13 protein-coding genes are annotated in these 10995 nt (G+C 59.9%); 6 read left to right on the forward strand and 7 right to left on the reverse strand.

The annotated features are described in order from the left end of the window. Positions 1 to 57 precede the first annotated feature (57 nt). From PH547_RS02725 to PH547_RS02740, 4 genes are all read right to left on the reverse strand, one after another. A complete protein-coding gene (locus PH547_RS02725) occupies positions 58 to 282 on the reverse strand; it encodes a hypothetical protein (protein ID WP_445944994.1) in 225 nt (74 codons plus the stop codon). 149 nt (positions 283 to 431) lie between these two features. After that, positions 432 to 866: a DUF1801 domain-containing protein gene (locus tag PH547_RS02730; RefSeq protein ID WP_104823333.1), complete on the reverse strand. Its 435-nt coding sequence runs from the start codon at positions 864 to 866 to the stop codon at positions 432 to 434. 45 nt (positions 867 to 911) lie between these two features. Then, entirely contained in the window at positions 912 to 1379 is a 468-nt protein-coding gene (locus PH547_RS02735; RefSeq protein ID WP_104823334.1) for a DUF1801 domain-containing protein, read from the reverse strand. Between the two features lie 109 nt (positions 1380 to 1488). Next, positions 1489 to 2748, reverse strand: coding sequence for an extensin-like domain-containing protein (locus PH547_RS02740; RefSeq protein WP_104823335.1), 1260 nt, complete (start codon positions 2746 to 2748; stop codon positions 1489 to 1491). A gap of 254 nt (positions 2749 to 3002) precedes the next feature. On the opposite strand from PH547_RS02740, the gene PH547_RS02745 reads away from it, so the two are divergent. From PH547_RS02745 to PH547_RS02765, 5 genes are all read left to right on the forward strand, one after another. After that, positions 3003 to 3392 carry an acyl-CoA thioesterase gene (locus PH547_RS02745; RefSeq protein WP_104823336.1) on the forward strand — a complete coding sequence of 130 codons (390 nt, stop codon included), beginning with the start codon at positions 3003 to 3005 and terminating at the stop codon, positions 3390 to 3392. 4 nt (positions 3393 to 3396) lie between these two features. After that, the gene (locus PH547_RS02750; protein WP_260303883.1) at positions 3397 to 3987 is read left to right on the forward strand and encodes a hypothetical protein; all 591 of its coding nucleotides are present in this window, start codon (positions 3397 to 3399) and stop codon (positions 3985 to 3987) included. A gap of 187 nt (positions 3988 to 4174) precedes the next feature. After that, positions 4175 to 5767 carry an SEL1-like repeat protein gene (locus tag PH547_RS02755; RefSeq protein WP_104823338.1) on the forward strand — a complete coding sequence of 531 codons (1593 nt, stop codon included), beginning with the start codon at positions 4175 to 4177 and terminating at the stop codon, positions 5765 to 5767. 92 nt (positions 5768 to 5859) lie between these two features. Next, complete coding sequence (locus PH547_RS02760) at positions 5860 to 7041, forward strand: SEL1-like repeat protein (RefSeq protein WP_104823339.1); 1182 nt, start codon at positions 5860 to 5862, stop codon at positions 7039 to 7041. A gap of 84 nt (positions 7042 to 7125) precedes the next feature. Then, complete coding sequence (locus PH547_RS02765) at positions 7126 to 7524, forward strand: tetratricopeptide repeat protein (protein WP_104823340.1); 399 nt, start codon at positions 7126 to 7128, stop codon at positions 7522 to 7524. 16 nt (positions 7525 to 7540) lie between these two features. Here the strand turns inward: PH547_RS02765 and PH547_RS02770 are convergent, their stop codons facing one another. After that, positions 7541 to 8476, reverse strand: a complete 936-nt coding sequence (locus PH547_RS02770; protein WP_104823341.1) for a phytanoyl-CoA dioxygenase family protein — start codon at positions 8474 to 8476, stop codon at positions 7541 to 7543. Positions 8477 to 8585: 109 nt separating this feature from the next. Further along, on the reverse strand, positions 8586 to 8939 hold the full coding sequence (locus PH547_RS02775; protein ID WP_104825119.1) for a DMT family protein: 354 nt from the start codon (positions 8937 to 8939) through the stop codon (positions 8586 to 8588). Positions 8940 to 9173: 234 nt separating this feature from the next. Here PH547_RS02775 and PH547_RS02780 point away from each other — a divergent pair, with 234 nt between their 5' ends. Next, the gene (locus tag PH547_RS02780) at positions 9174 to 9686 is read left to right on the forward strand and encodes a hypothetical protein (RefSeq protein ID WP_245463839.1); all 513 of its coding nucleotides are present in this window, start codon (positions 9174 to 9176) and stop codon (positions 9684 to 9686) included. Positions 9687 to 9740: 54 nt separating this feature from the next. On the opposite strand, the gene PH547_RS02785 is transcribed toward PH547_RS02780, so the two are convergent. Beyond that, positions 9741 to 10991 carry an MFS transporter gene (locus PH547_RS02785; RefSeq protein WP_104823343.1) on the reverse strand — a complete coding sequence of 417 codons (1251 nt, stop codon included), beginning with the start codon at positions 10989 to 10991 and terminating at the stop codon, positions 9741 to 9743. Between the last annotated feature and the right edge of the window lie 4 nt (positions 10992 to 10995).

Genomic DNA, 10995 nt, shown 5'->3' on the forward strand with positions numbered 1-10995 from the left:
GCCCCACTCCAGCCGGCCCCCGCGCCGGCTTTTCTTTTGCCGGCAATCGATCCCCAACTACCAGTTGCCGTTGACGCCGCAGCCTGCCGGCGGCAGCGTCTTGTTTTCGAAGCGCGCCTTCAGCATCGCACAACCCTTTTCACGGATCGCGCCCGGCATCATCGAGTTGAGGCCGATGCCGACCTCATCGAATGGATCATCGGCATAGGCAACATAGGCGTACCAACGCCCGCCGATGACGAGAACGATCGCAACGAGAGCGGCAACCAGGGCCTTCCCCAACCCTCTCTTCCTTCTCGGGGCTTCTTCCATTGAACAGCTCTCCCACCTTGGCTGGCACAGTTATAGGGAAGTACAAGAAAGCGCGTAAATGCAACTTTTTGCTCACACGATTCCGCAATGATCCATTGCATTCATTCCCGCGACGCTCCTTACGCGCTCTTTGGTTTCTTCTGAGAGCGGGCCGGGCGAGCAGCGGTATTGAGTGCCACAGCGGCGCGAATGAGTGCCTTCAATGCCTCTTCATCGATGTTGTCACCCTTATGGAAATCGATGGCGCGCCTGGTGTTGCCTTCCAGGCTGGAGTTGAAAAGGCCCGAGGGGTCCTCCAACGAGGCGCCCTTGGCGAAGGTCATCTTCACGACATTCTTGTAGGTCTCGCCGGTGCAGATGATCCCGGCATGCGACCAGACCGGAACTCCTCGCCACTTCCACTCCTCGATCACTTCAGGGTCGGCCTGCTGGATGAGAGCTCGGATCCGGGCGAGCGTCTGGCCCCGCCAATCGTTCAGCTCCTTGATTCTCCCATCTATCAGATGAGAGGCAGAGTCCTCTGTCTGCCCTTCCTTCGGCTCACTCTCGGTCATGCTTGTGTCGCTTTCTTCACGGTTATAGTTGCGCTGCACTGGCCTTCACATTCGTTCGCCGGGCAATTGGCTGGCTTGTTTTATCCAGGCGGTAAGCTGAGCTTCGTCGAGCGGATCACCTTCATGGATATTGAGATAGCGCGTGTCCTTGCTTTTGGACTCGCCAGAAGGGATTGGCTTCAGCGACGTACCACGAAAGAAGGCCACCTTGACGTACTTCGTGAAGCAGTGGATGCCCAGGAACCAGCCTTCGCCTTCCATCCCATAGAGCGGCGAGTTCCATTTGACCGCCTTGCGGACCTCGGGAACCGTGCGCACGATGAGCGCGTCAAGGCGGCGGCCGATGTCGCTTTTCCAGCCCGGCATGGCCGCGATGTAGGCTTGCACGGGAGCGTCGCCATCGCCCTTCGCGATCTGCGGGTTGCCACCCGTAAGAAGGGTCGGGGCTGCATTGCTCGGTTTGGCTCCCTTCTTTGCCACCTTCGGCGACGTGACGGGCGTCTTTTCAGCCATTGCGTTCACTCCACGGATAGACGGACAACTATCAGAATAGCTGATTTTGTGATGTCGACCTACTCCCCGGCCAACACATTGCCGCCGCTGGCGCTCGGCAAATTCGGCATCACAGGCTGCAGTAACGACGCCCGCCCCTGCGATCCCTGAGGTCGAAGTGGAAATGGTTCCAGTGCTCGGCGTTGCTGCCCGGGCCAAGCACTGTGTCGAAATAATTGCAGCTATCGCTGCGCACTGCCTTCAGCAGCCGGCCTTCACGGAAGGAGAACAGCCCCTTTTTGCGCACATCGATGACGTGGCCGTTTTTCAAAACGAAGGTGCCGACGTCGATGGCATTGCCATGGGCATGTTCCGACATCGGATTGTAGCGCTGCCGGCTATTGTTCATCCGGCGGCAGGAATAGCCACCGAGCGGCACGATCGTGCCGACGCCCGTCCAATAGCGCGTGCGAGCCGCCGGCGCCAATTCGTTCTTCACCCATTTGGCGAAGGCAAGCGTTACCTGACAGTTCAGCGTCACCGCCGGCCTGACAGCGATGTTGCCGGAAAGCCCGCTCAGGGAAACCGGATAAGGAACCTGGCAGGCCGGACCATCGTTAATCGGCGGCTTGTCGTTGTAGACGACCCCCATACGCTGCAATTCCTGCCGGCAGGCAATTTCCGAGGTAGGCATGGCGCCACCAGGCGACGATTGCGGCGCCTCCTCCTGCTGTTCGATCCGCGGCATCGGATTGCCAACGCGTGGCAACATGGCGACCTGTGTATTCGGCATCTTGCGGCGGATCGGCGACTGATTGAGTTCAGCCTGTGCGGCCGGGCGTTGAATGATGGAGCGGTTGGCCTGCACCGGCGTGTCCGAGCCGATCCCGTCGACAACGGGCTGATCGGTTTCGCCCTCCGCAATGTTCTGCCCTTCCTCCTGCGCCAGCCCGACGACCGGTCCGGACTGCGCTTCCTCGCTCGGCCCTACACCAAGTTCCGCGTCCATATTGACGCCCTGAGAAGGCACATCCGACTGCTGCGCCAAGCCCTCCTGGACATCTGTGGTCGTTACGGCCTCATTGGCACCAGCCATCGGCAGGCGGCCTTGTTTGGCGGCTGCAGAGGCAGGCATCGGCGCGGCGCTCTGCCGGCTGCCAGAGAGATTATAGCTGTTGGCGTAGTTGGCCGAGGCGGAATTAACGGGCGCTTGGTCACCCTGGTAGGTGAACTGCCTCTGCGGCATGCTGCGATGGGGCTTGATCGAACCGACGCGGGCGCTGCTGTCGATGCTCGACGGTGGTATGAGGCTATCAGCCGTGCAGGCGACCAGCGCCGACGACACGAGCAGCGGCAGGACAGCCCGCCGCAGAAAGGACAAATACGCCATACTCCAGATCCGCTCCTGCTGCCCCAGCCACGGTCGGCAACTATTACGAATCTTAAATAAAAACGGTGAATGAATGCTTACCGCCCCACGAAAGTGGGACATCCGGAATGGCCTGAAGAGGCGCGAAGTATGTCTAAAAAGCTCCTCTTCAATCGACAGAGCTGTTGTCGAATACAGACGACGTCTTTCCCATCGAGATTCGATTGCGTAGGTTGAACGCCGGAATCAAAGCCTTTATCGATTGGAGCGAGTAAATGAACGACAGCGTCAAACCAAGAGGCGAATTGACCCTGCGCACGCTGGCCATGCCCGCCGACGCCAATCCTGCCGGCGACATCTTCGGCGGCTGGGTCATGGCACAGATGGACTTGGCGAGCGGCATTCGCGCCGCCGAGCGGGCCCGCGGTCGCGTCGTCACTGCCGCCGTCAAGGAAATGGCATTCGAGCTGCCCGTGAAGATCGGCGACACGTTGAGCGTCTACACCGATATCGAACGCGTCGGCCGTACCTCGATCACGCTCATCGTCGAAGCATGGGCGCATCGTTCTCGCTATGCCAAGTTGGAGAAGGTGATAGCCGGCACATTCATCATGGTGGCGCTGGACGAGACCGGGGCCCCGAAGCCGGTTCCAGCGGAAAGCTGATCGGATGGAAGCTGCCCGTACGCCCGAGGTTTACGTCTATATCAGGACGGTCATGAGCATGGTCATCGGCCTTTCGCTCGCCCAGCTCCTGATGCGCCTCGCCGGCTTCGTGCAATCGCCTGGCAAGCACCGCGTCTATCTGGTCCATCTCGGCTGGATACTGTCGATGTTCCTCTTCATCATTCATTTCTGGTGGTGGGAATATCGATTGCAGTCGGTGGCAGAGATCAGTTTCGGCGTCTATCTTTTCCTCATCTGCTTCTGCTGCCTGTTCTATTTCCTCTGCGTGCTGCTGAACCCTCCGTCGATCGAGGATTATGGCGGCTTCGAAGAATATTTCATCTCGCGCCGGCGCTGGTTTTTCGGCCTTCTTGCCGTTACCTACGCCGTCGATCTCATCGATACGCTGTTGAAGGGCGAGACCTATTTCAGATCGCTCGGCTGGGAATATCCGATCCGCAATCTCGTTTACATCGTCCTCTGCATCGTAGCCGCCATCACTGCCAATCGCCGCTTCCAGGCGGCGTTCGTGTCGGTCGGGTTGATCTATCAGATTAGCTGGATCTTCCGGCTGTATGACGTGCTCCCGGGATAGAAACCACCAGCCATGCAGGGAGCGACGCCGATATTTTGTTGCAGACCACGCATGAAAACGGCAACGGCGTCGACCGGAACGATGTCGGTAAAACGGCTGCCATTTCCATACTGTACAACCCTTGACCAGAACTACCCCGCATTGTTCAGTGCGGCCGAATATTAGCTTGCGGACGGGAGGCGCGCTTTTGAAGATCACCAGCCTTGCATTTGGATTGGCGCTAGCTCTTTCGCTCGCTCCCTTTGCTTATGCCGATGATCCCGCGCCAGGTCCCGGCGATACCACGATCGCGCTGAAATATTGGATACAATACGCACGGGATGGCAATCCGGCCGCCCAATATGGCCTCGGCTATCGCTACGCCAACGGCCAGGGCGTCGAGCACGACGATGCGAAGGCGGTCGAATGGTACCAGAAGGCGGCGGCACAGGGGAATGCCAAGGCTGAATACGCCCTCGCCTACATGTATTCCAATGGCCGCGGCATCGACAAAGACCAGCAACAGGCAAATGCCTGGTACCGCAAAGCCGCCGAACAGGGCAATGCGGATGCGCAATATGCCATTGGCTATTCCCTCGCCAACGGCCGCGGGCTGGATGTCGACAACGAGCAGGCGGCCGGCTGGTACCAGAAATCCGCCGCACTCGGCCAACCCCAGGCGCAGTATGCCCTCGGCTATATGTATGCACACGGCATCGGCGTTCACGAGGACGATACGATGGCGCTTGCCTGGTATCGCAAGTCGGCGGATCAGGGACGCAGCGATGCACAATATGCGCTCGGCTATATGTTTGATAACGGCCTCGGCACAGCCGCAGATCAAAGCCAGGCGATAGAGTGGTATCAAAAATCAGCAGATCAGGGCGATGCCCAGGGCGAATATGCGCTCGGCTATGCCTATGCCAACGGCCACGGTGTCGATCAGGACGATGCCCAGGCCTATTCCTGGTATAAGAAATCCGCCGAGCAAGGCCGCGCCGACGCGCAATATGCGCTTGGTTACAGCTTCGCCAATGGCCTCGGTGTTCCCCAGGACTATAAGCAGGCGCTGCAATGGTACCGCAAATCGGCCTCCCAGGGTCGTGCCGATGCGCAATATGCAGTCGGCTACTTCTATGCCAATGGCCAGGGCGTTCCGGTCAATGATGACGTCGCGGTCGAATGGTATCGCAAGGCAGCCGATCAAGGCGACGCCCAAGGCGAATACGCTCTCGCCTTCATGTATGCCTGCGGTCGCGGCCTCGCGAAGGATTATGGCAAGGCCTTGCAATGGTACCGCAAGTCCGCCGATCAAGGCGGCGCGGATGCGCAATATGCGCTCGGCTATATGTACGACAATGGTCAGGGCACAGCCCCGGACAAGAGCGAGGCGGTGGCCTGGTACCGCAAAGCCGCTGACCAGGGCAATGCGGACGGCCAATATGCCCTTGCCTACCTCTATTACAATGGCGACGGTGTTCCCCAGGATTATAGCCAAGCCGCTGACCTTTTCCGCAAGGCCGCCGAGCAAGGCGACGCCCGTGCCCAATACGGGCTGGGACATATGTATTACAATGGCTACGGCGTGGCGAAGGATATGAACCAGGCCTCCGATTGGTTCCATAAGGCAGCGGATCAGGGGCTACCGGAGGCGCAACACGGCCTGGGCGACATGGCAGCCGACGGCGGTGGTCTTATCAAGGATGTTGGCCCGGAGGGTGGAGAACTCGCCAAGACGAACAGCCGGAGCGAAGCGCCGGGCTGGCTTGTCCTCCGATTGCTGACGACGCTGTTGCCATAATTTATAACTTATACGTGCAAGGCGCCTTGCGCCCTCGCCCGTCGCGCTTTTAGTATTCACACATGAAGAGATCAAAGGTTGAGGAGCAGATCGTGCGTTTCAAGAGGGTGGCCGTCGGATTGCTTTTTGCGTTGGCATCCATCGGCGTCGCGCATGCCGATCGCGGGCAGAACGCCTACGACCGAGGCGACTACAAGGCGGCGCTTGACTATTGGCGCCCGCTCGCAAACAAGGGCGACGCCGCGGCGCAACTGAAACTCGGCGAAATGTATGAGGAAGGCGACGGCGTCGCGAAGGATCTCACGCAGGCGCTGAGCTGGTATCGCAAGGCAGCCGACCAGGGTAATGCCGAGGCTGAGTTCAACGTCGGCACCATGTATGACGAAGGCCAAGGTGTCGCGACGGACGACGCCAAGGCCGCCGTCTGGTACCGCAAGGCCGCGGAACAAGGCTATCGCGATGCGCAATACAATCTCGCTTTGATGTACGACAATGGCGAGGGCGTGACGAAGGACAGCGCGCAAGCTTTCGTCTGGTACAGCAAGGCAGCCAAACAGGGCGACGCGGATGCGCAGTTCAATGTCGGGGTCATGTACGACAACGGTGACGGCGTAAATCAGGACAAGAGCGAGGCTGTTGCCTGGTACCGAAAATCCGCCGATCAGGGCAATGCCGACGCGCAATACAATCTCGCTATCATGTATGACGAAGGCGACGGCGTGCCCCGAGATGACGCCCAGGCTTTAGCCTGGTATCGCAAGTCCGCTGACCAAGGGAAAATCGAGGCGGAATACAATCTCGCCGTCATGTATCGCGACGGCGAAGGTGTGCCCAAGGACGGCAATCAAGCCGTCTCATGGTTCCGCAAGGCGGCAGACCAGGGCGATGCCGAGGCACAATATAATCTCGGCGCCATGTATGCGGACGGCGACGGAATTGCCGAAGACGACGCCGAGGCCATGGTCTGGTTCCGCAAGGCGGCGGATCAAAATGACGTCGAAGCCGAGTACAATCTCGGCGTCATGTATCGCGACGGCGAAGGCGTTGCCAAGGATGGCCGCCAAGCCGTCGATTGGTTCGAAAAGGCGGCCGCACAGAACTATGCCGACGCTGCCTTCAACCTTGGCGTCATGTATCGTGACGGCGACGGCGTGCCGGTGGATTGGGCAAAATCCTTCGAATGGTTCCGCAAGGCCAAAGCCATGGGCCGCAACGACAATGAGCCCGGTGATAATGAGGAGACGCCTCCGCAGAATAGGACCATCCCGATTTGAGATAACCGAGGCCCCTGCCTTGCGCCGACGGTCCGCTATGCTTAGCTCTTGCCCGAACGGGAATCATGGATGGGAGATCGCCGGATGCGGCTCAGACAGATAGGCTTCGGACTGGCGCTGGCACTCTCGATCGCCTTTCAGGCCCATGCCGACGACGGGCAAGCCGCCTATGACAAAGGCGATTATGCCGGTGCACTCGCCCATTGGCAGCCTTTGGCGAACAAAGGCGATGCGGCGTCGCAGGATGGCCTCGGCAGCCTCTATGCGCTCGGAAAGGGCGTTCCTCAGGATTACGCCGAGGCCATTGCCTGGTTTGCCAAAGCCGCCGATCAAGGCCTGCCCAAGGCGCAATTCCATCTCGGCTATGCTTATCTCCGCGGCGACGGCGTCACGAGAGACCGCAACATGGCGATAGGCTGGTTCCGGAAAGCCGCCGCCCAGGGCTATGCGCCGGCACAGAGCATTCTCGATCAGATGAAGTGAGCCGAGGCGCTCCTGTTTAGAGCATATCCCCCAAGCTCCAGTGATTGCCCCAGCGGACGTCGATTTCGTCCTCGACATTCTGATACCGGATGTCGGTCGACAGGCGCAGACGGCCCTTCGGATCCCGATTGGTCGTGGATGCGTGGATCATGTAGGGACTGTGCAACATGATATCGCCGGCCTCATAGTCGGCGGCGAGCCAGCGTGTCTTGAAGCGCTCCGCCATGTCAGGCAGGTCTTTGGAGACCCAGCCACCTTCGGTCATGTTCTTGTTGAAGGCGCTGATACGTTCCTCCGGCGAGAGCGAGGCGCTCTTGATCGCGAACTCCTTCTCCATATCGGCGCCGATCCGGTGCGATCCCTCGAGATAGACGAGGCCGCCCATATCGACCGGAATATCGCCGATCGGAATCCAGGCAGTGACGATGCGGTTCGTGCCACCGCGCAGATAGACAAGATCATAGTGCGCGGGCGTGACGACGCTGGTGCCCGGCCGGGTGAAACGCATGATCTTGCGCTTGTGCAGATAGGAGATGCCCTGCAGGAATTCGTCCATGAAGGAGGCCAGCCGCGGCTGGGTACAGAAGCCCTCATAGGTCACCGAACGCACCAGCGACATCAACCGCCGGTCGGCCAGCGACTTGTCGGCTTCCGCCTTGGCGGCAAGACCGACCATGGGGTCCGAGCCGGGCTGCAGAAGCCCGGTGTCCATCAGATGCGCGAACACCCAGGCGCGGAAATCGAGCACATCCTGGCGCTTCAGAAATCCCTTGAGCCAGAGATAGCCATGCTCCTGATATTGCTCGCGCAGCGTCGCAATGTCGGTCGCGGCATCGGTGGGTTCGAGATAGCCGAAACGGTCTGGCGCCATCGACAGAATCTTGCCGTTCGCCTCAAGCGGCGCCCGCCCGGGCGTCGTTTCATCCAGCACGGAATGCAGCGAACCCGACATCTCAGCCCTCCCGAAATACGCCACTCGCCGGCAGCCTCTCCTCAAAGACTGAACCGGCATGCGAATCATAGGACGAATGGCGATCGCTGCCTAGCGGCCTATGCCCGCTTCATCCCCGGAAAATGAAGGAGGCGCCGACAGCGATAAGCGCGAAACCGATGGCGTGGCCCCAGGTCAGGTTTTCGCCCAGCCAGAAGACCGAGAAGCCGGAGAACACGATCAGCGTGATCACCTCCTGCATGGTCTTCAACTGCGCCGTCGAATAATAGCCAGAGCCGAGGCGGTTGGCGGGCACGGCCAGGCAATATTCGAAAAAGGCTATGGCCCAACTGCCAAGAACGGCGATCGTGATGGCCGTGCTCTTGTGCTTGAGATGGCCATACCAGGCGAAGGTCATGAAAATATTCGATGCAAACAGCATGATGACCGGCCAGACCGCGGCCGGGTTGAGGATGGAGGGCATGGTAAATCCTTTGGCCATTATGAATCGCCCACACCTTTGACCCCTCAAGGCCCGAAAATTCAAGAGCGGAGCGCTGCGCCTAAATGCAGCAGTCACGTGAATATGGAAATGGGCCGAATTGAGGCCGGCTGGAGAGTCGTGCGTTCACATGATTGCGGGGATTGCTTCACCAGCCGGAGACATGGAAGAGTGCGCGCATATTCTCCTATTCTATCTGCCAAGGAACCGACCGCCGTGATCAAGACATCCGCTGCACTGCCCGCCTCGCTCCTTCCGTCGCTTCGCATGGGATTATTCGCCATCGCCTTCGCCGTGCCGCTGTCCCCCTTGCCCATGGCATCCGCGCAGGCCCAGAGCGCGCCCGGCTCCTGTTGGTCGCTGCTGCAGAGCAAGTTCGGTCCGCAGATCGAGAAGTCGGTGAACGAGGCCGATCCCTGCAAGAAACTGCCGGGCCTCGATCACAAGGAGAAATTCGAAGTCAAGTCGCTTGACCTCTGCAGCGCGGCCGGCGGTGTGCAGGTCAACGCCCGCGCCGATCTCGCCTGCAAGTCGCATGGCATCGTCCAGGCGACGGTCAAAGGCCAGTTGGAAGCTTCGGTGACGGTCGATGTGGGCGCCTGCAAAATCACCGATTCCCATGTCGGCGTCAGCGGCCCCATCGGCGACCTGATATCCTCGGTCGGCGGGATACAGGAGCTTGCCCGCAGCTTTGCGCAGGCGAAAATTTCCGAAATCTGCGGCAAATAGGTTGGAGGCCGGCGGCTTTGAGCCGCCGGCCGTGCTCCGGCGAGGGCGCGGCGATTAGATCGGTATCGCGCTCTGGGGTTCCTCCGTCCCCTTATCGCCGAAGCGGATATCCTTCTTTTCAAAACCGAAACCGGAAAATAGCGCCACCACGGCCGCGACGATCACCAATACAATCAACAACGCAAAAGCGTAGTCGCCGTTCCAACGTGCCGCCAGGCCCGCCTGAATCGTTGCGTTGCCGGATGCGAGCAGGTTGCCGAGCTGATAGGCGAAGCCGGGGAATGTGCCGCGCACTTCATCGGGCGACAGCTCGTTGAGATGCACCGGCACGATGCCCCAGGCGCCCTGCACGAAGAATTGCATCAGGAAGGCGCCGACAGCGAGCAGCACCGGTCCGGGCGCATAGACCCATAACGGGGCGACCGGGATTGCCAGCACCGAAGCGATGACGATCGCCCGCCGCCGCCCGATGCGCTGCGACAGGGCCCCGAAAAACAAGCCGCCAATCATCGCACCAATATTGTAAACGATAGCGATAGCGCCGACGGTATAGCTGTCATACTGCCGCTGTGTCTGGAGGAAGGTCGGGTAGAGATCCTGCGTCCCGTGGCTGAAGAAGTTGAAGGCGGTCATCAACAGCACAGCCCACAGGAACAGTGGGATATTCTCGCGCAATACGGTGACGAAAGGCCTTTGCGGCGTCGCCCGCCGCTGCACGAAGGCCGGCGATTCCTGTACGTTGCGGCGAATATAGAGCACCAGCAGCGCCGGCAGCGCACCGACCATGAACATGCCGCGCCAACCGATGATCGGGAAGAGCAGGAAGAACAAGATCGAAGCCAGCAGATAGCCGGAAGGATAGCCCGCCTGCAGAATGCCGGACACGATGCCGCGCGACTCCTCGGGCACCGTCTCCATCGTCAGCGACGCGCCGACACCCCATTCACCGCCCATGGCGATGCCGAAGAATGCCCGCAATATCAGGAACATCGTCAGCCCGGTCGAAAAGCCGGTCAGGAACTCGAAGATCGAATAGAGCAGCACGTCCGCCATTAGCGTCACGCGCCGGCCGAAGCGATCGGCGGCAAGCCCGAAGATCAGCGCCCCGAGCGCCCGCATGGCGAGCGTCAGGAAGATCGCCACCGAGACAGCGGGAACATCGGTATGAAACTCCTCGGCGATATATTTGAGAACGAAGACCAATATGAAGAAATCGAAGGCATCGAGCGTCCAGCCGAGATAGGCGGCGATGACGGTGTTGCGTTGTTGCGGGGATAAAGAGCGTAAACTATCCAATGCTGACATCATG

Source organism: Rhizobium cerradonense, from assembly GCF_030182455.1.
In the GTDB taxonomy this organism is placed as follows: domain Bacteria; phylum Pseudomonadota; class Alphaproteobacteria; order Rhizobiales; family Rhizobiaceae; genus Rhizobium.